We start from the raw sequence: 22,309 nt of genomic DNA, 5'->3' as shown, positions 1-22,309 counted from the left end.
AATACCCAAAGTGTTCCCTTCTTTCTTATGTCTATCTGTATAAGCTGAACTAGAGCGTGTCTCCTTACCTGCCGAAAGCCGGAACGTAACTGAACGTGTCTGGAGCAGAACTCGTAGTGGGAGCGCTAACGACCCTGTGGCGTCTTATTCAGCGATTTGAAGCGCCCGCACCGCAGCAATCTAAGGAGTCTGAAAGATGCTATATTGGTATAACCAGTCGTTTACAGCGTGTTTATTAGGTGATTTGAGTTAATAACAAGTCTCCGGTTCCTTAGAATATCGTCTGGACAATTCGCCAGGATCAGCAATCCTTGACTTCAAAATGTTGGACCCTAACATCCTTCAACATATTGCATGCCTGAGTTGGAAGATAGCAACTAGATTAATGACCAAGAGACCCTCACATGTGTAGGGTCCGGTATCACTAACCGTATTGGTCATACAGACTACCGTTGGTAAATGTAATTCAAAACTTCATATGTGTATTTATCAATCCTTCATGACCTTTAATACCTGTAGCGATGCATCTGATACCCCGTGAAACTTCGCTCCTTCATTACGCAGGAGTTGTATACGATCCACCATCGTTGGACTTAGACGTTCACCTGGATAGACAAGCGGAATCCCTGGAGGGTATGGAGTAACCATCTCGGCTGATCGACAGCCTGCACTTTCTTCTATCGGGACATAGATCGTATCCGCCTCCACAATTGGTTGCATTGTGAAGGAGATCGGTTCGGAATAACCAGTGTTTTCTTGTAAATTGTTCCACGTGGAAATATAATGCGCAGAATCTTTCACGAGCTGATGTGATGTCTCTGCATTAGATTGGACCTGCTCATGCCCATTGGCAGAGCTGATATGGTGTAAAGCCTGCAACAGGTGCTGAGCATCTTGCACCGTTGAGCCCAGGCTGAAGAGCAAGACGACGTACCGTTCGTCGCTCATCTCGGGCACACAGCCGCATGCTTCCAGCTGCTGCTGTAGCCCATAACCGCTCAGCACCCCTGCGCCGTCATAGATGACGGCCTTGAATGGGTCCTGAGCGGTATACCCCGCGGCAGATGGCATCGCCGCCGCGGTCAGGCCCTCCCGTGTCTGCTGTGCAGCGGACACGGACATACCAGCCGGCTTCGCTGTTCCGGCTGGCGGTTCTGGCTGCAGCGGCTGTACAGGCTGCAGCAACTGGAAGCGCGGCAGCTCCGCGAGGCCGCGCTTAAAGGCGTTCACAGCGGCGAGCCCCGCCGTGAACGTGTCCACGCCCTGCACATGCAGGAGCCGGCGCGCCAGATCAAGCGAAGCCATCACCGGGTATGATGGGCTTGAGCTTTGCACCATGGACAGGCGCTGCCTTAACAGGGACCGGTTTAATCGTGGTCCCTGGATGTGCAGCATCGCACCCATGGTGAAGGCCGACAGCATCTTATGCGTCGACTGCACGACACCGTCTGCTCCGCATGACAGTGCAGAAACAGGCAGCTCCGGATGCTGCCCATAATGCGCGCCATGCGCTTCATCTACGAGCAATGGCATGCCAGCAACGTGGCATACCTCGGCAATGGGCGTCAGATCAGCGCCCATGCCGTAGTAATTGGGCAAAGTGACAAGTACGCCCTTTGCCTCAGGATAGGACTGGACAGCAGCCTGAACCGTCTCAACCGACGGCATGACCGCAAGTCCAGACGCTGGATCGACCCACGGCTCCAGAAATACAGCTCTTGCGCCGGCTAGCATTAACCCGTGAATAACGGATTTATGTACATTCCGCTGCACCAGCACAATACTGTTCGGCTCATCACACACAGTAAGAAGTAAGGACAGATTACCAGCCGTACTTCCCCCCACAAGGAAGAAACTCTCCTCTGCACCAAAACAATCTGCCGCAAGCTCCTGTGCTTCCTGGATCACACCTTCCGCATGATGCAAATCGTCGGTGCCCGTAATCTCTGTAACATCCATCTCCATCATCTCCAGGAATGAACGATCCGGTCCTAATCCTGTCTCCGAATGAGTCGCTTCATCGCTGAGTCGTTCCCCATTCCCTATGGTATCCCCATCGTTCTCCACTAAACTAAGTTGCTCTATCCTTCTATTTACATTTCTTCCCGCTTCGCTCTGAATATCTCCGTTGTGCTGGTGTTCCTCATTAACAATATCCTTAACGGGGGATTGTCCTTCTTCTGCTGGTTTCAGCAAATGTCGGTAAGCTTGTCCATTCTTATGCCCAGGCACATGAAAAGAACGCTGCTTCGAATCACGATACGCAAGCAACGCTTCATATAAAGGGGCTCTACTTGATTTATTTTTATGTTCCATGAAATAACCATCCTGTACATATATAATGTGCGCCCGGTGCGCTCCCACATGCTTCTTAATCCAAGGAACGCCATTCTTCCCCATCTCCACACGCGCTGCTGCAAATTTTCGATATCATTATATCAGCATACGCCTTCCTTAAATGGCAGACAAGACTCTCTCTCCTAAAAACAGAAAAAGGCCCAATGGGCCTCTATACACATCAGCATCTTTACAGCGTGATGTTTCGCTTCTACTTCTATTAGCAATATGCATTATGCGTTTTTTTGTACCCAAATTTGCTTCATTTGATGAATAAAATAATTGTACTTGGCATCCTGCGCATCGGTATGAACCATTTCTGCTTCACAAGTGTCACATATGAATTCAGATACAATAAAAATGCCTTCTCTTTTTCTTTGCTCGCAGATAATACATGTGTGTTCGGCATGTTCTTCCATGAACCATCCCACCTTGTTTTACGTTTACTATCAGTATTGCACAGTTTCTATTATTTTATACATTTTCATAGTGCTTTCTTTCTATAAAATATATATATTCGCCCACCCCCTCCGGGGTGTCTGTACCGAAAAATACATTCATCTTCTGATCAGGAGCATTCATCTACTTATGTCTACACTGTTATCCTGCATCCATCGCATTTCCCTCAAAATCACGTATCCCTTAGTATGGCTCAAAACTTATATTCAAATTTCTTAAAAAAACTTGGAATCTCAGCCGATATATAATACATGATAACGATATCAAAGCCTGACAGTCCATGCATTCGAGAGTATACTGAGATAAGCTCAGTCGAATCTCAATATCTTGTACAATCGTCATGGCGTGATAGACAAGGTTCATATATACATACATAATGCATTCCCTTTTACACGTATAAGAAAACAAATACCTATCCCACACAAACGTGAATTTGAAGGAGGATATATAAACGTATGATCGCCGAACCGGAGAATAAAGCAACATTTTATCAATACCGGCTTCTGAAAAAAAAGGCTATCGCCCGCAGTGTCATCTATAGTTATCTTTGTTTGCCGGTCATCATGCTTTTATTCAATCTACTTGCATTCTCTTGGACTGGCCTCTTCTTTTTTGTACTGGCAGGCCCAATCACCATTTGGATTCATTATGTCATTGCCAGAACAATATTACTTTTGGTACGTACCTCTTACGCCAAACGGTGGCGCTGGAATCTGCGTATGCCTTGGTTAGGTTATATCCCTGATCAGCATTTCAGCTTCCGTATGTTTGTCCGGGTACACCTTAACATGAGCTGGATTGGACTATGTATCATTACAGTATGTTTGATATGGTCCCCATTGTCCTTCACCCTCTCGCTGATCTTCTGGCATTTGTGGTTGCTGGGTCCTCGCTTATATGTTGTCATGGTACTCTCCCGCGAGCGCAAAGATGGACTCATCAAATTAAATGAACAAGATGTCTCATATTATCTGCAATAATACCCTTCGTTCATCCAATAGTGCAGTATCTCATTCACCTGTAATACATAATGGCCTGAGCCCCTCGGATATTTGTTAAAAAAGAGCTCGTATCGTCCAGCTGGCTCAGCCTCACATGATCAAACAAAGGTTATCCACAGTGGATAACCTTTATGTTTTGTTCCCTTCCTGTCCCTTATCCACAGTCTGGGTATGGCTAAATTAGTTATCCCCATGACAGACTCCATTCTTCTCCACTTTTTCATCTGCTGTTCCATATCCTTTAACTCCAAATATCTCGTATACTTTACTCCTATGAGCGATCCTCTATCTCCCTTCTAGCCTAGCCTTCCATTAACCATTCAATCTACCCCATACCTTTATATAACTACATCTCTCGTCCTCTACCTTTAAAAGCTCAGCACACCCCTATAATAGTTCAAGCGCATATACTCGCCTTTCTGTACCACAATATCTACTCCTAATCCTCTTTACCTTTATGGCTTCTCTTGCATTACACACTAGGTACTCCGATCACGATTGCAGCCTACTTCGTAAAATAACAAAAAGCCCCCTATCATGTACACGGGAGCTTTACTATATAAGGAACATCACAGCGTTAATTTTCATATCCAATCTTACACGTAGCAGCTCAATCGTCTTCAGCCAATGATTTAACTGTCGTTTGAGTAGCATCATTTCTAGGAACCATTAGTGTAAAGGATCCATCATGTACTGCTAAATGCACAGTATGTCCTTCCTTTGCAAATACTCGCAAGGTACTGGATTCATTGGATGTACCCTTGGCTTGCCTCTCTGTCCAACCCCAGCTTTTAATCTCGTCTAGATATACCTCAGGCAAGCTAGTGCTCTCACTAATACCAGACAGCGTATATCGAACATAGTCCATATCCGAATTGTTCTCGGACTGGTCAGATTTATTCGCTACTTTAGGCACCGGGAAACTCTTCTCGTTCACCGCACCTTCATATGAAGTCCATACAGATCCTGAAGCTTCACCGCATCCTGCCAGAACAACGGTCAAACAAAGCAACAGAATTGATTGTAGTCCAAGTCTCCGCCAACTTAACACACACACCCTCCTTTTCACAGCTGCACATTCCAGCTCTGTGGTCAGGTACTTTTAGCATATTTAACATAGTCCTATTATACTGGTTTTGCCGCTGTTATCCGTAACAAAAATGTTACCTTCATTTGACGATCATGTTAGAGCTTCCGCTCATCATCTCTAATCCTTATAAACAAATAAAAACCACCACCGAATAACATCGGCAGTGGTTCTTCGCTTGGCGGCGTCCTACTCTCCCAGGACCCTGCGGTCCAAGTACCATCGGCGCTAGAGGGCTTAACGGTCGTGTTCGGGATGGGTACGTGTGGAACCCCTCCGCCATCGCCACCAAACGCGTAGCTTACATTTCAGAGTGGTTGTTCTCTGAAAACTAGATTCGAAACGAAACATGCGAACTACAACTTGCTATTGGATAAGCCCTCGACCGATTAGTACTGGTCAGCTCCATGCATTGCTGCACTTCCACCCCCAGCCTATCTACCTCGTCGTCTTCAAGGGGTCTTACATACTGGGAAATCTCATCTTGAGGGGGGCTTCACGCTTAGATGCTTTCAGCGTTTATCCCGTCCGTACATAGCTACCCAGCGGTGCTCCTGGCGGAACAACTGGTACACCAGCGGTACGTCCATCCCGGTCCTCTCGTACTAAGGACAGCTCCTCTCAAATTTCCTACGCCCACGACAGATAGGGACCGAACTGTCTCACGACGTTCTGAACCCAGCTCGCGTACCGCTTTAATGGGCGAACAGCCCAACCCTTGGGACCTACTTCAGCCCCAGGATGCGATGAGCCGACATCGAGGTGCCAAACCTCCCCGTCGATGTGGACTCTTGGGGGAGATAAGCCTGTTATCCCCAGGGTAGCTTTTATCCGTTGAGCGATGGCCCTTCCATGCGGTACCACCGGATCACTAAGCCCGACTTTCGTCCCTGCTCGACTTGTAGGTCTCGCAGTCAAGCTCCCTTATGCCTTTGCACTCTTCGAATGATTTCCAACCATTCTGAGGGAACCTTTGGGCGCCTCCGTTACTCTTTAGGAGGCGACCGCCCCAGTCAAACTGCCCACCTGACACTGTCCCCGCACCGGATTACGGTACCAGGTTAGAACCTAGATACGATCAGGGTGGTATCCCAACGTTGCCTCCATGGAAGCTTGCGCTCCCACTTCAAAGGCTCCCACCTATCCTGTACAGATCGTACCCAAATTCAATATCAAGCTGCAGTAAAGCTCCATGGGGTCTTTCCGTCTTGTCGCGGGTAACCTGCATCTTCACAGGTATTAAAATTTCACCGGATCTCTCGTTGAGACAGCGCCCAAGTCGTTACGCCATTCGTGCGGGTCAGAATTTACCTGACAAGGAATTTCGCTACCTTAGGACCGTTATAGTTACGGCCGCCGTTTACTGGGGCTTCGGTTCACAGCTTCGGATTGCTCCTAACCACTCCCCTTAACCTTCCAGCACCGGGCAGGCGTCAGCCCGTATACTTCGCCTTACGGCTTCGCACAGACCTGTGTTTTTGCTAAACAGTCGCTTGGGCCTTTTCACTGCGGCCCCCTCGTGCTATTCACACTACCGGGGCACCCCTTCTCCCGAAGTTACGGGGTCATTTTGCCGAGTTCCTTAACGAGAGTTCTTCCGCGCGCCTTAGAATACTCTTCTCGCCTACCTGTGTCGGTTTGCGGTACGGGCACCTTCACCTGGCTAGAGGCTTTTCTTGGCAGTGTGAGATCATGACCTTCGCTACTACAATTTTCGCTCCCCATCACAGCTCAGCCTTACAATGTGCGGATTTGCCTACACATCAGCCTCACTGCTTAGACGGACATCCATCAGTCCGCGTCACTACCCTACTGCGTCCCCCCATTGCTCATAACGGCTTACGGTGGTACAGGAATTTCGACCTGTTGTCCTTCGACTACGCCTTTCGGCCTCGCCTTAGGTCCCGACTTACCCTGAGCGGACGAGCCTTCCTCAGGAACCCTTAGGCTTTCGGCGGATCAGATTCTCACTGATCTTTTCGTTACTCATACCGGCATTCTCACTTGTATAATGTCCAGCGCTCCTTACGGTACACCTTCAACCCTTATACAACGCTCCCCTACCCCTGATGCAAGCATCAAGCCATAGCTTCGGTGGTGTGTTTAGCCCCGTTACATTTTCGGCGCAGAGTCACTCGACCAGTGAGCTATTACGCACTCTTTCAATGGTGGCTGCTTCTAAGCCAACATCCTGGTTGTCTGTGCAACTCCACATCCTTTCCCACTTAACACACACTTGGGGACCTTAGCTGATGGTCTGGGCTGTTTCCCTTTTGACAATGGATCTTAGCACTCACTGTCTGACTCCCGGAAGTAAGTCTATGGCATTCGGAGTTTGACTGAGCTTGGTAACCCTTGCGGGCCCCGCACCCAATCAGTGCTCTACCTCCACGACTCTGTTTTCCGAGGCTAGCCCTAAAGCTATTTCGGGGAGAACCAGCTATCTCCGAGTTCGATTGGAATTTCTCCGCTACCCCCACCTCATCCCCGCACTTTTCAACGTGCGTGGGTTCGGGCCTCCAGTGCGTGTTACCGCACCTTCACCCTGGACAGGGGTAGATCACCCGGTTTCGGGTCTACGTCCACGTACTACATCGCCCTATTCAGACTCGCTTTCGCTGCGGCTCCGGCTCTTCACCTTAACCTTGCACGGGAACGTAACTCGCCGGTTCATTCTACAAAAGGCACGCCATCACCCCTAAAACGGGCTCTGACTTTTTGTAAGCACACGGTTTCAGGTTCTATTTCACTCCCCTTCCGGGGTGCTTTTCACCTTTCCCTCACGGTACTGCTTCACTATCGGTCGCTAGGAAGTATTTAGCCTTGGCAGATGGTCCTGCCGGATTCATACGGGGTTTCACGTGCCCCGCACTACTCGGGATCCGTCTCGGAGAGAGTCAACTTTCAATTACAGGGCTTTTACCTTCTTTGGCGGGCCTTTCCAGACCTCTTCGTTTAACTGACTCCTTTGTAACTCCATGTGAGACGTCCCACAACCCCAAAGAGCAAGCTCTCTGGTTTGGGCTTCTCCGCGTTCGCTCGCCGCTACTGACGGAATCACTATTGTTTTCTCTTCCTCAGGGTACTTAGATGTTTCAGTTCCCCTGGTATGCCTCTACATAACCTATGTATTCAGTTATGAGTAACTGGAAATTACCCCAGCTGGGTTTCCCCATTCGGACACCCCCGGATCAAAGCTTGCTTACAGCTCCCCGAGGCAGTTTCGTTGTTCGCCACGTCCTTCATCGGCTCCTAGCGCCTAGGCATCCTCCGTGTGCTCTTAGTAGCTTAACCAAATTGCTCCGGTTTCGATCGCTCGCTTCCCTTGTTTTGGACTGCGTCCAAAGCCAAAAGTCGCTCCCACTCGATACCATCGCAACAGCAATTAACTACCGTTTTTATTGAAACTTGTTATACACAAGTTCAGCTAAAAAGGAATGTTCTAATTCGCGTTTGTTTCGTTTCGATATCTAGTTTTCAAAGAACAAGCTCCATGCAAAAGCAAGCTGTTTGAGAGTTTGAGCTCTCAAAACTGAGCAACGAGTGAGTAGTTTGCAGCTGAGCTGCATATTTGAATGTTTCCACGCGGGAAACGATTCTCCATAGAAAGGAGGTGATCCAGCCGCACCTTCCGATACGGCTACCTTGTTACGACTTCACCCCAATCATCTATCCCACCTTCGGCGGCTGGCTCCTTGCGGTTACCCCACCGACTTCGGGTGTTATAAACTCTCGTGGTGTGACGGGCGGTGTGTACAAGACCCGGGAACGTATTCACCGCGGCATGCTGATCCGCGATTACTAGCAATTCCGACTTCATGCAGGCGAGTTGCAGCCTGCAATCCGAACTGAGACCGGCTTTTTAGGATTCGTTCCACCTCGCGGCTTCACAGCCCGTTGTACCGGCCATTGTAGTACGTGTGTAGCCCAGGTCATAAGGGGCATGATGATTTGACGTCATCCCCACCTTCCTCCGGTTTGTCACCGGCAGTCACCTTAGAGTGCCCATCCGAAATGCTGGCAACTAAGATCAAGGGTTGCGCTCGTTGCGGGACTTAACCCAACATCTCACGACACGAGCTGACGACAACCATGCACCACCTGTCTCCTCTGTCCCGAAGGAAAGATACATCTCTGCATCGATCAGAGGGATGTCAAGACCTGGTAAGGTTCTTCGCGTTGCTTCGAATTAAACCACATACTCCACTGCTTGTGCGGGTCCCCGTCAATTCCTTTGAGTTTCAGTCTTGCGACCGTACTCCCCAGGCGGAGTGCTTAATGTGTTAACTTCGGCACCAAGGGTATCGAAACCCCTAACACCTAGCACTCATCGTTTACGGCGTGGACTACCAGGGTATCTAATCCTGTTTGCTCCCCACGCTTTCGCGCCTCAGCGTCAGTTACAGCCCAGAGAGTCGCCTTCGCCACTGGTGTTCCTCCACATATCTACGCATTTCACCGCTACACGTGGAATTCCACTCTCCTCTTCTGCACTCAAGTCACCCAGTTTCCAGTGCGATCCGGGGTTGAGCCCCGGGATTAAACACCAGACTTAAATGACCGCCTGCGCGCGCTTTACGCCCAATAATTCCGGACAACGCTTGCCCCCTACGTATTACCGCGGCTGCTGGCACGTAGTTAGCCGGGGCTTTCTTCTCAGGTACCGTCACCTTGAGAGCAGTTACTCTCCCAAGCGTTCTTCCCTGGCAACAGAGCTTTACGATCCGAAAACCTTCATCACTCACGCGGCATTGCTCCGTCAGGCTTTCGCCCATTGCGGAAGATTCCCTACTGCTGCCTCCCGTAGGAGTCTGGGCCGTGTCTCAGTCCCAGTGTGGCCGATCACCCTCTCAGGTCGGCTACGCATCGTCGCCTTGGTGAGCCGTTACCCCACCAACTAGCTAATGCGCCGCAGGCCCATCCCCAAGTGACAGATTGCTCCGTCTTTCCAGTTTCCTTCAGGCGAAGAAAACAATTATTCGGTATTAGCTACCGTTTCCGGTAGTTGTCCCAAACTTGAGGGCAGGTTGCCTACGTGTTACTCACCCGTCCGCCGCTAAGTCTCAAAGAAGCAAGCTTCTTATCAACTCCGCTCGACTTGCATGTATTAGGCATGCCGCCAGCGTTCGTCCTGAGCCAGGATCAAACTCTCCAATAAAGTATTGAAAAGAGCGATAAGCTCATTTTGAATCTGACGAGATTAAAAATCTCAATTGTGCTCCAGTCGATTCAAGCCAAGGCTTGTTTCAAACTTTCGCGTTCATTCTGCAAGCAGAATGTTTACTCACTCGTTGTTCAGTTTTCAAAGATCAAACTTGTTTCGTGACCGAACGTTGTTCTCTTCAGCAACTTTTATATCTTATCACATCCGAACCAACTTTGCAAGCTCTTTTTTTAAGTTTCTTTCGAAGCTTATTTGATTTGCTTGCCGCACTGTGTAAGCCGTGTTTTCTTGGCCGGAATTAGAATATACCATGTACAGATTTTGATTGCAAGTCTTTTTTTGATCGAATTATACATTCTCTTAATAATCTTTTCTTGTATATCTACAATTCATATATATCTCAGAACGAAAAGGCCTCTCTATAAAAGAAAGACCCTCTCCTCAAAATGCCCTAATATCTATAGTTAACCGATAACCTCTTGGATGTGAAGCTGCCTTTGCTGCATTAGGTTAATGATCGTTCCTTCTACTGACACCATAGGCCGTGTAGGATGATCTCGATCAGAGAATACGATCTCTCCAATCTGGTTATTGCTGAGTTTTACTCGGATGCCATTATGGATCTGGGTTGATCGTTGAACAAATACACGTACAATTGCAGGATCCAATTTTCCAAATGCCTCACTCTGGATCTGTTCTAGAACTAGATACGGTGATTGTGCCTTACGGTAAATCTTCTCCAGTGTCATGGCGTGGAAAATATCAGCGATAGCTACGATTTTAGCGTAAATATGAATCTGCGTCCCACTAAGCTGCAACGGATAACCTGATCCGTCAACTTTTTCATGATGCTGCAAAGCAGCAAGTCTGGCGCCCTCATTAATAGCCTTTGCCTGTTTAAGAATCTGGTAACCATATTTGGTGTGCTGCCGGATCTCATTCTGCTCTGTAACGGTTAACGTAGAAGGCTTATGGAGAATTTGCGGATCTACTTTGTTATTACCAATATCATGGAACAAGCCTGCAAACGCGACTTGCATCCAATCCTTGGAGGGAAGATCTATCCACTGGGCCAGTTGGTAGGATGTGATTGCACTCAGTACAGCATGGTGATACACATAATCATGTTCTTGCATTACTCGTGGACTGAAGGTAAGCACATTATATTGTTTGAGATGTGCAAACACAGCCTCTAACTGTGTACGCAGCTCATATACAGGCAATTCAGCCGCCAGAGAGGACAAGAACGCATTTTTGGTCAGTCCTACCATCTTTTCATACTCATCCTGTAGAGACGTTGTTACAGGGGCTGTGCTGACATTCCCTGTCTTCGCTGTCCGTTCACCATTCTTCTCGTTTGCTGTACTTCCTGCAGACGCAGATGCACCCTTGGTTCCTGTATTACTTGATCCCATTCTCTCGTGCTCAATATCCACCTGGTGAATCATAAAGGCTTTGAGCACTTCCATATCCTTGGGTAAAATGACTTTGCCCTTCTGAAGCAAAACGTTGCCACGAAGCGTTTGCACATCACTCCCAAGTTTGAGTCCTGGTTTGACTTCTGACAGGGTGATAAGTCCCATGTATATTCCCCTCACTCATCGTTCTTCTATGTTAATAACAAACAAGACCATAGTCCCGGTTTTTCATGATATTTCCCATTATATTACTCAGAAATGAGGCTGTACATCCTAGATTCGAAAGAATAGAAGAAGAGATCCCTTTATACAACAAAAGGGCTCCCAGTGGGAGCCCTCGCAATCTTTTTCCAATCTCCAAGAGATCGGTTTATAACATTCTAGGTTTATGCTTCCGAACCGGAATCGTCGTCCTCAACTTCAGCATCTGCATCCGCGTCAGAAAGGGGTCCTTCTTCCAGGCTTACTGCCGGAGCTTGGGCTTCCCCGCCTTCCATGCCTTCAAGTGACTCATCGTCTGGTTCTTCTTCATTTTTGTCAATCCGGCTGACTGTAGCTACTGAATCTTCGTCACGAATATGAATCAGCTTCACACCCTGCGTGTATCGACCCATCGTGGATATGCCTTCCATGCTCATCCGGATCAACGTACCGCTAGACGTAATAATCATCAGATCCTCTTCGGTTTTAACCATCTTGAGGCTGACTACTGCGCCGTTCTTCTCTGTGACATTAATCGTCTTAATTCCTTTACCGCCACGAGTCTGCATTCGATAGTCACTCACAGGTGTACGTTTACCGTATCCTTTGGCTGTAACGATCAGAACATCGAGATCTTTATCGACTACATCCATGCCGATAACGGCATCCTGTTCATCCAATGTGATCCCTTTAACCCCGGTTGCACTACGTCCCATGGAACGTACATTACTTTCGGAGAATCGAATAGACATTCCGTGAGCTGTACCCATAATGATCTCTTGCTGTCCATCGGTCAGCTTAACATCAATTAGAATGTCATCATCACGCAAGGAAATACCGATCAAGCCGCCTTTGCGGATATTGGTGTAATCCTCAAGTGGCGTTTTCTTCACGACCCCTTGACGGGTAGCAAAGAACAAGAATCTGTCACTTTCAAATTCTTGAACCGGAATCACGGCATTAACCGATTCACCCTGCTCAATCTGGATCAGGTTGATAATCGGTGTTCCCCGTGCGGTACGTCCAAGCTCTGGAATCTCGTACGCTTTGAGACGATACACCTTACCTTTGTCGGTAAAGAACATGAGGTAGTTGTGAGAGTTGGTTACGAACAGATGCTCAACAAAGTCAGTATCTTTCGTATCCATACCCACAACCCCACGTCCACCACGTTTCTGGCTGCGGTATGTGGATACCGGCAGACGTTTCACGTAGCCTGTATGGGTAATCGTAATGATAACCTCTTCGCGTGGAATCAGGTCCTCATCCAGAATACTCTCTTCACCTACAGTGATCTCTGTACGACGATCATCACTAAAGCGGTCGCGAATCTCTTGCAGCTCTGTGCTGATAATTTCAAGCACCAAATGTTCATTGGCCAGAATTTCGCGATACTCTCTAATTTTGACCATCAGTTCGTTGTATTCATTCTCAATACGTTCGCGTTCCAGACCTGTGAGGCGTTGCAAACGCATATCGAGAATCGCTTGAGCCTGATCATGACTGAGTGAAAAGCGCTCAATCAAACCTTCTCTGGCTGCATCTGCATTACTGGAAGAACGAATCAATGTAATAATCTCGTCGATATGATCCAGCGCAATGCGCAAGCCTTCTAGAATATGTGCACGAGCTTCAGCCTTCTTCAGTTCAAACTGCGTACGTCTGCGAATAACCTCAATCTGATGCTGCAGGTAGTGATACAACACTTCACGCAGGTTCAGGATTTTAGGTTCTTTATTCACAATCGCAAGCATGTTAATTCCGAAAGTGGATTGCATCGATGTGTGTTTGTATAGGTTGTTCAGAACAACACCCGGATTCACGTCTCTGCGAAGCTCAATTACAATCCGCATACCATTACGGTCAGACTCATCACGAAGGTCGGTAATGCCATCAATCTTTTTATCACGTACCAACTCGGCGATTTTCTCAACGAGTCTCGCCTTGTTCACCTGATAAGGCAGCTCTGTAACGATAATTCGCGCTTTGTTGTTATTCTCTTCGATGTTGGTTTTGGCCCGCATCGTTACTGAGCCACGTCCGGTCTGATACGCCTGGCGAATGCCTGAGCGGCCCAAAATGTAGCCGGATGTAGGGAAGTCTGGTCCTTGAATGTAATCCATGAGTTCCATGGATGTAATGTCCGGATTTTGAATCATGGCCTGTACACCATCAATGACCTCACCCAGATTATGAGGAGGAATATTGGTAGCCATACCTACCGCAATCCCGCCAACCCCATTGACAAGCAAGTTAGGAAAACGAGCAGGCAAAACGATTGGTTCATGTTCTTCACCGTCATAGTTCGCCTGGAAATCAATCGTATCCTTGTTGATATCTCTAAGCATTTCCATAGCAATCTTAGACAAGCGAGCTTCCGTATAACGCATCGCTGCTGCCATGTCGCCATCGACCGATCCAAAGTTACCATGTCCATCTACATGCATATAGCGCAGGGAGAAATCCTGTGCCATCCGTACCATCGTCTCGTATACAGCAGAGTCACCGTGTGGGTGATACTTACCGATAACTTCGCCGACGATTCTGGCTGATTTTTTATGTGGTTTATCGGGGGTCATGCCGAGCTCTGACATTGCGTACAGAATACGCCGGTGAACCGGCTTCAATCCATCACGTACGTCAGGTAAGGCACGGCTAACAATGATGCTCATCGCATAATCCATAAACGATTCACGCATCTCCACGCCTATATCCCGATCTGTAATCTGAGAGTTCATTTCTTCCGCCATGCTGGACCTCCTTCTTGTCCTTCAACAAACGTTCCATTCCGTCATGCAAGAAAATTGATTATATGTGAAAAGCCTAACAAGGCTAAAACCGCGCAAGAACGCTACTCTTTATTATATTACTTTCACAAAAGTTACACAATTAAACGTCCGCTGGGCAATAGCCTTTCTTCCGGGAACTTTTGCGTCTCTGGGGATACGCCCTGCCTTCCTCCTCAATTGCACATACAATGCTAGAAATACGGCATATGTACTGTGCCCATCGAGGCTAAAGCCATTCCCGTCCTACGATCAAACTGCAAATTGTGCAGCTCATCGCACAAAACGCCATATTTCTCTATTATACCACTGAAATCGTCTCTTGTCCTTTGATTTCTCCGTGTCTTTCCCTCTTTGGAAATGAACAAAACATGAAAGGACTGATGGATCTTGGGTATCCAACGCGTCTCCAGCAAATGGGCCAAAACAGCTGTGTTACAACGCAGTCGCATGGTGAATGAATATATTCCAGTCACCCGAAAATATAGCCGTCAAACTTTGGAACGAATGACTGAATTATTCGAGTCCAACTATATCAAACCGGACCGTGGTACTTACGGTAATGGGGTCATGCGGGTGAAAACAACCCGTTTATACGAACCAGTTGTTAATTCCGACGATTACGCCACAGAAGCAGATGTTCCTGAAGAAACCAATGATCGGAACCCACCTCCGGATGAACTCGAAGCAAGTGCTGTTACCTCCAGAGCTACCCAGCTCATAACAACATATCATCTCCAATACGGTACAGAGGAGAGATCCTTTCATTCCCTGGATGAACTCGAACGAGCACTGAATGATCGCATTCAGGAACGGGATTATATCATTCAACAGGGAATCTCGCTGATGAAGCATGGAGATTTGCCTTTTGACTTGCGTGTGTTGACTCAAAAAAATCTGCAACATAACTGGGAAACAACAGGTATTCTGGGACGTGTTGCTGCACCGGGCAAAATTATCACGAACATTCATGGTGGTGGACAATTGGCCACGTTTGAAGAACTCGTACTGCCCCATCTTCAACAGGATAGATTCAAAAAACTCCGCAATGAGCTATACCGTCTAGGTATCCATACCGCTGTGCAATTGCAGACATCATTTCCAAGGCTCAAAGAGATTGGTATTGATATTGCACTAGACGAAGAAGGACGTCCCTGGATTCTTGAAGTCAACACATTGCCGGGCATTTATGCTTTTGGTTTACTCCCGGACAAGGGGGCATACCGGAAGATCAAACGCTATGCAATTGCGTACGGCCGTTTGCCCGCCAAAAAGAGTAAGGCTTCTCGTCCATCCCCCAAAGCACAGGCCTCGTCTACCAAAAAACGTGTACGTCGCTAACCACGGGTTACGGAAGTCCTCTGCCTCCTATTCCGTGATTCAAATAATATAAAAAGGCGCCCTCACAGGCGCCTCTTCGAATATCGTTAAATGTCGAGGTTTTTCACGTATTTCGCATTTTCCTGGATAAAGTCACGACGCGGTTCAACGTTATCCCCCATCAGGGTATCAAACATCGCATCAGCAAGTATGGCATCATTGATCGATACTTGCATCATAGTCCGGCTCTCCGGATCCATCGTCGTTTCCCACAATTGTCCGGCATTCATCTCGCCAAGACCTTTGTAACGCTGAACGTTAAATTTCGCATTTTCTCCGAACGTGGCAATAATTTCATCGCGCTCTTGCTCGGAACCGGCATAACGAATCACTTTGTTACGCTCAATCTTGAACAATGGCGGTTGTGCAATATATACGTAACCTGCCTCAATGATTTTACGCATGTACCGATACAGGAATGTCAGCAACAGTGTTCGGATATGAGCACCATCGACATCGGCATCCGTCATCAAAATGATTTTGTGATATCGGGCTTTGGCAATATCGAAGTCATCACCAATACCTGTACCCATCGCCGTAATAATAGCCCTGATCTCCGCATTACCCAAGATCCGGTCGAGACGAGCTTTTTCCACGTTCAGAATCTTACCACGCAGCGGCAAAATCGCTTGGAAATGACGATCACGTCCTTGCTTCGCTGATCCGCCGGCAGAGTCACCTTCGACGATGTACAATTCGCTGATTGAAGCATCCTTGGATGAACAGTCTGCCAATTTACCCGGAAGTGAGCTTACTTCGAGTGCACCTTTACGACGTGTCAGTTCCCGGGCTTTACGGGCTGCTTCACGCGCACGGGCTGCTTGCAGTCCTTTTTCCAAAATGCGGCGGGATACGGAAGGATTCTCTTCTAGGAATTCCTGCAGTTTCTCGGCAAACAAGGATTCGACAATCCCACGAACTTCGCTGTTACCCAGCTTGGTCTTTGTCTGTCCTTCAAATTGCGGTTCCGGAATCTTGACCGAAATAATAGCGGTCAAGCCTTCACGCACATCGTCCCCAGAAAGGTTACCCGTACTGTCTTTGATTACCCCCGCTTTACGGGCGTAGTCATTGATAATCCGTGTAAGGGCACTCTTGAAACCTGATTCATGGGTTCCGCCCTCATGCGTGTTGATATTGTTGGCGAAGGAATAGATATTCTCGGTGTAGTTGTCATTGTATTGCAGGGCAACTTCCACCTGGATATTATCTCTGGAACCTTCAACGTAGATTGGAGTTTCATGCAGTACTTCTCGCTTCTGGTTGAGGAAGGAGACGTATTCGATAATGCCGCCTTCGTACAGGAACGAGTTGGTTGCACCTGTACGCTCATCCGTCAGTGTAAGACCAATTCCCTTGTTCAGGAATGCCAGCTCACGAATACGGGCAAGCAAGATGTCATAATCATAAACTCTCGTTTCCGTGAAAATTTCAGGGTCTGGGTGGAACCTAACCGTTGTTCCCGTTTCTTCCGTTGTTCCAATTACTTTCAGGTCATATTGTGGAGCTCCACGACGGTACTCCTGTTGATAGACATGCCCGTCAACCTTAACTGTGACAACAACTTTTTCGGATAGTGCATTAACTACGGATACACCTACACCGTGCAAACCACCGGATACTTTGTACCCGCCGCCACCAAATTTACCTCCTGCATGGAGGACGGTCATAACGACCTCAAGCGCAGGACGTTTCATTTTGGCATGTTCACCGACAGGAATCCCACGTCCGTTATCGACAACAGTGACACTGTTGTCTTCATGGATAGTAACCTCGATATGGTCACAGTAACCTGCGAGCGCTTCATCGATACTGTTGTCCACTACTTCCCAGACCAGATGATGCAGACCTTTGGAACTGGTGGAACCGATATACATCCCCGGACGTTTCCGTACGGCTTCCAGTCCTTCAAGAACCTGAATTTCATCTGCACCATATGACGGTTGATTCATAGACATGCTTTCACCTACTTCTATAGATTCAATATCGTAAATATGCGTTAACTAATAATGTTTGCTGAAATAGGCAACGTCCTTCATTTCAGCGCCAGTTGTCCACATAAAGACAAGCAGCAAAATACACACCTTTATGCCAATGAACTACTAGAGATCAGGAAAAATGTGAGCCCTCTTTTTCAGCGTGGCTGAGGAAATTGGCGAGTAGTACACAATGTTTTTGGTCACCACAATGGACTTGGCTTCCTCCTCACCGATGTGTTCCACGGTTTTTTCCTGCTCGGCATGCGTGACATATTGCTTGGAGATCTTTGAGGATTTTTCAATTGATATATCAAAAATAGCGACCAATTCGGAAGAACGGATGATCTTCTCACCGCCCAGATGAATGTACATAAGCCCTCACTCCTTAGCGTTCAACCTGTCCGGCATGAACGTGATAAATACTGGCATCTTTGAGCTTGTCAACGTTGAGGCTCTCGATCCCCGTAGCTGTAATAAAGGTTTGCACCTTGCTCTGGAACGTTTCGATCAGCTGCGTCTGGCGAAAAGGGTCCAGCTCTGACAGAACATCATCCAGCAGCAGGACCGGATATTCTCCGATTTCTTCGTGAATCAGTTCGATTTCCGCAAGTTTAAGGGACAACGCCGTTGTGCGCTGCTGCCCCTGCGAGCCATATGTTTGTACTTCCCGATCGTTAATGAAAAAGGACAGGTCATCCCGATGCGGCCCACTAAGGGTTGTGCCTCGGCGAATCTCCTGCTCTTTCATTTGTGATAATTTTATCATAAATTGGTCCATTAAGACAGCTTCATCTTCCTCAGCGGCTTCGCTGAAGGACGGAAGGTAGGCTAGGCGCAAGACTTCCCCGCCTCCGGTGATCCCCTGATGAATCGTTTCTGCCCACTTTTGCAGTTTCTTTATGAATTGTTTCCTTTTTTTGACGATCTTAACACCATGCTCAACCAGTTGTTCGTTCCATACCTCAAGCATGGTCTGGGCTGATGCCCCTTGTCCCCAAAGCTGCTTAAGCAAATTGTTTCGTTGGACGAGCACTTTTTGGTATTGCTGCAGGTGATACAGGTAACCTGGTGCGACCTGTCCGATCTCCATGTCAAGAAACCGGCGGCGGACCCCCGGTGTGCCTTTTACAATCTCCAGATCCTCCGGAGCAAACATCACGACATTGAGTGCTCCGACAAAATCACTTAGCTTGCGCTGCTCCAGGCCGTTAATCTTTGCTTTTTTGCCTTGTTGCGACAAAGATAACTCAAGTTTGACCGATCCGTACTTTTTGTCGACCTCTGCTGCAAGTCTGGCACGTTCCTCACCGAAACGAATCAGCTCCTTGTCACGGGATGTACGGTGGCTCTTGGTGAGTGCAAGTACAAAAATTGCCTCTGCAAGATTGGTCTTGCCCTGGGCATTCTGCCCGATCAACAAGTTTACGGGACCAAAAGAGTCCAGTCTCAGATGTTCATAATTGCGGAAATTCTGCAGATCAATGCTGTTCACAAACACGCGGTAACCTCCCTTTTATCCCGTCCGTCAGGAGGCAGCAGGATCGAACTGGTCTTCTTATTCTGCGGCAACTTCGAATGTGCCTTCTCCGTCCACTTCAACGATATCCCCAGGGTATAACTTACGTCCCCGGCGTTCCTCAGGCTCTTTATTCACACGTACAAGTCCTTCCTGAAGCAAAGCTTTGGCCATACCCCCAGTTGGGATGCAATCAGCCAGTTTCAAAAATTGATCAAGCTTAATATATTCCGTTCGAATCGTAACTTGGTTCACTCTGATCTTCCTTTCGTTAGTTGGTCGTCCGATATGGCAATATCACGTAAAGGCTGTGACTGTCATCCAGCGGTTTCAAGATGATAGGACTCATGACTCCTGTAAAAGCGATCATCAGCTGCTCACTTTCAACGACTTTCAGCACATCCAGCATGTATTTGGAGTTGAACGAGATTTTTAACGGATCTCCTGTAAATTCGGCAGGTTCGATTTCTTCTCTTACTTTACCTAGCTCGGAAGAGCTTGAAGAAATTTCAACAGATCCTGAATCCATCGTTTGCATACGCACAATGTTTGTTTTCTCTTCACGCGACAGCAAATAAGCCCGGTCAATGGATTCACTTAATTTTTTTGTATCTAAAACAAGTTCTGTTTTGTATGACGTTGGAATAATTCTAGAAGTATCGGGATATGTTCCGTCCAGAATACGGGAGTAGAACAATACACGGTCGATTTTGAACAGAACCTGATTGTCTGCAACAACGATATCCACAAGCGTATTTTGATCCGGAACAATTTTGCTGAGCTCGTTCAGCGTTTTACCGGAAATGACCACGTTGTTGAAGCGGATACCTTCTGCATTATCCAGCATTGCTGAACGAGTAGCAAGACGGTGGCGGTCTGTTGCCACAAATTTCAACTCGTTGTCACCCAAACTCCAGAGTACACCTGTCAGGATTGGAGTTGTTTCATGTGTGGAAATGGAGAAGACGGTTTGTTTGATCATATTTTTCAGCAAATCTCCTGGAATGGAGACCGTTTGGTTTTCCTCGATGCTTGGCAGTACCGGGAATTCTTCCGGATCAAGACCTACCAGTTGAATCTCGGTAGCACCTGCGGAGATAAAGGTGTTGAAGTTCTCTTTGACTTCCATGTGGACTTCTTGGGATGGCAGCTTCTTAATGATCTCCACGAAAAACTTGGCTGGTAGAACTACACTGCCCGGTTGATCTACCTGAACTACGCTTTTATCTCCATCTTCAAGCGGGATGAAGGATTGAATGGATATATCGGTGTCGCTTGCTGTCAACGTTACACCTTGATGATTCACGTCGAATTTGATACCGCTCAGAATCGGAATCGTTGTACGGCTTGAGATCGCTTTGGATACTTGCTGTATGGAATCGTTTAAGTAGTTTTTCATTATGCTGATTTTCATGGTTTCACTCCTAGCTGATTTTTTGGGTGTTGGGGTGTTAAAAGGTGTTTTTCAAAGGCCGAAGGCTAAGCTCCGAAATGGCTATTTTGGAGATGATATCTTTAAGATCTTTTTAGTAATAATAGTAATAGGGGCACTGAATATGTGGATAAGTGGGTATAAACCCGTACACCCAAGCCTATCCACATGTGTATACGTTGTGCATAGGCTTGGGACTTGTTCAGGTTGGATTCTTGATTTTTTCGGTTAAGTTGTTGATAACTTTATAGAGATCCTGATCGTTTTTAATCGCTTGGGAGATTTTTTCGTGAGCATGTATGACAGTGGTATGATCTCGTCCTCCGAATGCTTCCCCGATTTTGGGCAGAGAAAAATCTGTCAGTTCACGAGAGAGATACATGGCAATCTGTCTTGGGAAAGCAACTGCCTTGGTCCGTTTCCGTGCTTTGAAATCTTCAAGCTTAAGGCTATAGTACTCGCCGACCTTTTGTTGGATGTCATGAATAGTGATCATTTTGGGGCGACTGGAAGGAATAATATCCTTCAGTGCTTCAGCTGCCAGATGAGTGGTTACATCTTGATTAGTCAGTGAAGAATAAGCAACGACCCGAATCAGGGCGCCTTCCAGTTCACGGATATTGGTGTCAATCTGGTTGGCGATGTACATCATCGCTTCATTCGGAATATCCAAGTTTTCCGCACGTGCCTTTTTACGCAAGATTGCAATCCTTGTCTCCAAATCAGGAGGCTGGATATCCGTAATTAACCCCCATTCAAATCGAGAACGAAGTCGTTCTTCCAGTGTCGGAATTTCCTTTGGTGGTCTGTCGCTGGAGATGATGATCTGCTTCCGTTCCTCATGCAGCGCATTAAACGTATGGAAAAATTCCTCTTGTGTTGATTCTTTTCCCGCCAAGAACTGAATATCATCAATGAGCAAAATGTCGACGCTCCGGTATTTGTTACGGAAGCTCTCCCCGCGGTTGTCACGGATCGAGTTAATGAATTCGTTCGTGAATTTCTCAGACGACAAATAAACAACTTTGCTGCCTGGATCATGCTCTAGAATGTAATGTCCGATCGCATGCATCAAGTGTGTTTTACCGAGACCTACTCCTCCATACAGAAAAAGAGGGTTGTAAGCTTTGGCGGGCGCTTCAGCGACCGCCAGCGATGCGGCATGGGCAAAACGGTTGCCTGGCCCGATGACAAATGTATCGAACGTATATTTCGGATTCAGCATGCTGAGTACCGCTTCTTCCTGTACAACGGTTGGCGTTGGTGCCGGCAGTTGCGGGTCCGGTTCAGCAGGCTTGTTCTCTTCAATGACAAATTTCACATCGACTTGCTTGCCAAGCAGCTCGTATACCGTCGATCCGACCAATTTGGTGTAACGGCTCTCCAGCCATTCGACGGCAAACGTAGTTGGTGCGGAAATGACGATGGAGCGGTCATTCAGTTTGGTAGCCTTGGTTGCTTTGAACCAGGTATCAAAACTGGGTTTGCTGAGTTTGTTTTGTATGATTGATAAAATTTGCTGCCATAAATCAGAAGTATGGCTGTCCAC

Annotated in this window: 13 protein-coding genes and 3 rRNA genes; 2 read left to right on the top strand and 14 right to left on the bottom strand. The window is 47.4% G+C overall.

The genetic code is table 11. The features are described 5' to 3' along the window. Window positions 1-489: 489 nt before the first annotated feature. Window positions 490-2,316 (bottom strand): aminotransferase class I/II-fold pyridoxal phosphate-dependent enzyme, encoded by a 1,827-nt coding sequence (locus tag MKY85_RS00080; protein WP_342571521.1) that lies wholly within the window; start codon window positions 2,314-2,316, stop codon window positions 490-492. Between the two features lie 254 nt (window positions 2,317-2,570). Further along, window positions 2,571-2,756, bottom strand: coding sequence for a sigma factor G inhibitor Gin (locus MKY85_RS00075; protein WP_017691396.1), 186 nt, complete (start codon window positions 2,754-2,756; stop codon window positions 2,571-2,573). Window positions 2,757-3,251: 495 nt separating this feature from the next. On the opposite strand from MKY85_RS00075, the gene MKY85_RS00070 reads away from it, so the two are divergent. After that, window positions 3,252-3,776 (top strand): hypothetical protein, encoded by a 525-nt coding sequence (locus MKY85_RS00070; protein WP_076216777.1) that lies wholly within the window; start codon window positions 3,252-3,254, stop codon window positions 3,774-3,776. Between the two features lie 631 nt (window positions 3,777-4,407). Here the strand turns inward: MKY85_RS00070 and MKY85_RS00065 are convergent. The 6 genes from MKY85_RS00065 to gyrA all read right to left on the bottom strand — a co-directional run bounded on the left by MKY85_RS00065 (window position 4,408) and on the right by gyrA (window position 14,417). Further along, window positions 4,408-4,848 carry a hypothetical protein gene (locus MKY85_RS00065; RefSeq protein WP_253428854.1) on the bottom strand — a complete coding sequence of 147 codons (441 nt, stop codon included), beginning with the start codon at window positions 4,846-4,848 and terminating at the stop codon, window positions 4,408-4,410. A 212-nt stretch (window positions 4,849-5,060) separates the two neighbouring features. Next, a 5S ribosomal RNA gene (rrf, locus tag MKY85_RS00060) occupies window positions 5,061-5,177 on the bottom strand. Window positions 5,178-5,253: 76 nt separating this feature from the next. Then, a 23S ribosomal RNA gene (locus tag MKY85_RS00055) occupies window positions 5,254-8,178 on the bottom strand. Between the two features lie 312 nt (window positions 8,179-8,490). After that, window positions 8,491-10,042, bottom strand: a 16S ribosomal RNA gene (locus MKY85_RS00050). Together the 16S, 23S and 5S rRNA genes form the textbook arrangement of a ribosomal RNA operon. A 470-nt stretch (window positions 10,043-10,512) precedes the next feature. Continuing rightward, window positions 10,513-11,631 (bottom strand): HD-GYP domain-containing protein, encoded by a 1,119-nt coding sequence (locus MKY85_RS00045; protein WP_339238913.1) that lies wholly within the window; start codon window positions 11,629-11,631, stop codon window positions 10,513-10,515. Between the two features lie 221 nt (window positions 11,632-11,852). After that, window positions 11,853-14,417 (bottom strand): DNA gyrase subunit A, encoded by a 2,565-nt coding sequence (gene gyrA / locus MKY85_RS00040; RefSeq protein WP_342571520.1) that lies wholly within the window; start codon window positions 14,415-14,417, stop codon window positions 11,853-11,855. 426 nt (window positions 14,418-14,843) lie between these two features. Here gyrA and MKY85_RS00035 point away from each other — a divergent pair, with 426 nt between their 5' ends. Further along, the gene (locus MKY85_RS00035) at window positions 14,844-15,794 is read left to right on the top strand and encodes a YheC/YheD family protein (RefSeq protein WP_342571519.1); all 951 of its coding nucleotides are present in this window, start codon (window positions 14,844-14,846) and stop codon (window positions 15,792-15,794) included. Window positions 15,795-15,880: 86 nt separating this feature from the next. On the opposite strand, the gene gyrB is transcribed toward MKY85_RS00035, so the two are convergent. The 6 genes from gyrB to dnaA form a co-directional block, all read right to left on the bottom strand. Then, window positions 15,881-17,791, bottom strand: coding sequence for a DNA topoisomerase (ATP-hydrolyzing) subunit B (gene gyrB / locus MKY85_RS00030; RefSeq protein WP_339238908.1), 1,911 nt, complete (start codon window positions 17,789-17,791; stop codon window positions 15,881-15,883). A gap of 144 nt (window positions 17,792-17,935) precedes the next feature. Continuing rightward, complete coding sequence (locus tag MKY85_RS00025; protein ID WP_017691405.1) at window positions 17,936-18,184, bottom strand: extracellular matrix/biofilm biosynthesis regulator RemA family protein; 249 nt, start codon at window positions 18,182-18,184, stop codon at window positions 17,936-17,938. 13 nt (window positions 18,185-18,197) lie between these two features. Beyond that, window positions 18,198-19,310: a DNA replication/repair protein RecF gene (recF, locus tag MKY85_RS00020; RefSeq protein WP_076216624.1), complete on the bottom strand. Its 1,113-nt coding sequence runs from the start codon at window positions 19,308-19,310 to the stop codon at window positions 18,198-18,200. Between the two features lie 57 nt (window positions 19,311-19,367). Further along, a complete protein-coding gene (gene yaaA / locus MKY85_RS00015) occupies window positions 19,368-19,583 on the bottom strand; it encodes a S4 domain-containing protein YaaA (RefSeq protein WP_036611994.1) in 216 nt (71 codons plus the stop codon). A 16-nt stretch (window positions 19,584-19,599) separates the two neighbouring features. Further along, complete coding sequence (gene dnaN, locus MKY85_RS00010) at window positions 19,600-20,742, bottom strand: DNA polymerase III subunit beta (protein ID WP_017691408.1); 1,143 nt, start codon at window positions 20,740-20,742, stop codon at window positions 19,600-19,602. Between the two features lie 220 nt (window positions 20,743-20,962). Further along, a complete protein-coding gene (gene dnaA, locus MKY85_RS00005) occupies window positions 20,963-22,309 on the bottom strand; it encodes a chromosomal replication initiator protein DnaA (protein ID WP_339238906.1) in 1,347 nt (448 codons plus the stop codon).

Source organism: Paenibacillus sp. FSL R5-0749, from assembly GCF_038595085.1.
Taxonomy (GTDB): Bacteria; Bacillota; Bacilli; order Paenibacillales; family Paenibacillaceae; genus Paenibacillus.
This window is presented reverse-complemented; position numbering and strand designations above follow the sequence as displayed.

Excerpts from the sequence above, each read along its gene's own strand:
- MKY85_RS00080 (WP_342571521.1), bottom strand. The coding sequence starts at position 2,316 with ATGGAACATAAAAATAAATCAAGTAGAGCCCCTTTATATGAAGCGTTG.
- MKY85_RS00075 (WP_017691396.1), bottom strand. The coding sequence starts at position 2,756 with ATGGAAGAACATGCCGAACACACATGTATTATCTGCGAGCAAAGAAAA.
- MKY85_RS00070 (WP_076216777.1), top strand. The coding sequence starts at position 3,252 with ATGATCGCCGAACCGGAGAATAAAGCAACATTTTATCAATACCGGCTT.
- MKY85_RS00045 (WP_339238913.1), bottom strand. The coding sequence starts at position 11,631 with ATGGGACTTATCACCCTGTCAGAAGTCAAACCAGGACTCAAACTTGGG.
- gyrA (WP_342571520.1), bottom strand. The coding sequence starts at position 14,417 with ATGGCGGAAGAAATGAACTCTCAGATTACAGATCGGGATATAGGCGTG.
- gyrB (WP_339238908.1), bottom strand. The coding sequence starts at position 17,791 with ATGTCTATGAATCAACCGTCATATGGTGCAGATGAAATTCAGGTTCTT.
- MKY85_RS00025 (WP_017691405.1), bottom strand. The coding sequence starts at position 18,184 with ATGTACATTCATCTGGGCGGTGAGAAGATCATCCGTTCTTCCGAATTG.
- dnaN (WP_017691408.1), bottom strand. The coding sequence starts at position 20,742 with ATGAAAATCAGCATAATGAAAAACTACTTAAACGATTCCATACAGCAA.